Source organism: Mesorhizobium sp. M7A.F.Ca.MR.362.00.0.0 (assembly GCF_004023175.1).
Taxonomy (GTDB): domain Bacteria; phylum Pseudomonadota; class Alphaproteobacteria; order Rhizobiales; family Rhizobiaceae; genus Mesorhizobium.
In genome coordinates this window covers 1-1,308 of record NZ_RZTF01000240.1, presented here as the reverse complement: position 1 = coordinate 1,308, position 1,308 = coordinate 1, and the positions used below count along the sequence as shown (strand labels likewise).

Sequence of the window (1,308 nt, the reverse complement as noted above, 5' to 3'; positions counted from 1 at the left end):
CCCGACCGGCAAGCTCGATGCATCGGTGGTTGCCGTCGATCTGAAGCCGCTGATCGACGTCGCCGCCCGGCATTATCCCGACAGCGCCGTGCTCAAGGGACTGGCGAGCCGTGCCGCAGCCTATCCCGAGCTGTTCCAGGATGCGCGTGTCGACCTCGTGGCGAGTGCGGCCGACAATGGCGACGGCACCACGGGCCTGGCGGTGAGCGGACAAGGCAAGGCCGGCGGCTCGGCCTTTTCCGCATCGCTGTCGGGAAAGGGGGCGGTGGACAAGCTTCTCGAAGCGCCGGTGGCGCTTACCTTCAATGCCAAAAACCCTGATGCCACCACGCTGCTGGCCCTCTACGGCCTGCCGGCACTGCCGCTCGGCATGCTGGGCGAGGCGAGCACCGACATTCAGGCCAAGGGTACGCTCGGCGGCGGCCTGACGACGAATTTCAGCCTTGCCGGCAACGACTTCAAGGCGGGTTTCGAGGGGACGATCGCCGATACGCCGCAAGGCTTCGCCGCCAAGGGCAAGCTCAGCCTCGATGCCGCCGACATCGAGCCATGGCTGATGACGACAGGTATCGGCCTGCCGGGCATGGGGGCGGGCATGTCGACGTCGTTTTCGGCACAGGGCGACTATGGCAACGGCCTGCTGGTGCTGGACGAACTCAACGGCGCCATCAACGAAGCGGCGGTGTCCGGCGACGTCAATATCGATGTAAAGGAGGGGGTCGACGGCAAGGCCGGCGTGCCGCATCTGGCCGGGGCGCTGATGCTCGACGAACTCGACCTCGATCCGATTGCGGTGGCGCTGTTCGGCGATTCCGCCTTTCTTGCCGACAAGGAAGAAACCAATAAGGGTGGCGTGTGGCCGGCGACACCGTTCAGCCAGAAATCCAACCTGCCGTTCACCGCCGACCTAGACCTGACGACGGCAGCGCTCGCCGCCGGTCGGTTCGCCACCGCCTATGATGCCGCCTTTTCGCTCAGGCTCGACCAGGAAGGCATCCGCGTTTCGGATTTGAAGGCGAAATTGCTGGGCGGGGCGCTCACCGGCCTGTTCGAACTGAAGAACAATGACGGCACCGGCCTGTTCTCTGGCCAGATGAAACTGGCGGGCGCCGATCTGGCGACCGTGCTGCCGGATGCCGGCATCAGCGGCATCGGCGATTTCTCGACGGCGCTGTCAAGCAGCGGCAAATCGGTCGAAGGGATGGTGGCCGCCTTGTCCGGCTCCGGCACGGCGGCGTTGAAGGGCGTGAAAGTTGCTGGCGTCAATCCAGATGCGTTCAGTGCATTCCTCGCCAAGGCGGATGCGAT

1 pseudogene is annotated in these 1,308 nt (G+C 65.1%); it reads left to right on the top strand.

The window, feature by feature from the left end:
• Positions 1-1,308: pseudogene (locus EOC06_RS43410) on the top strand (AsmA protein); the annotation flags it as partial.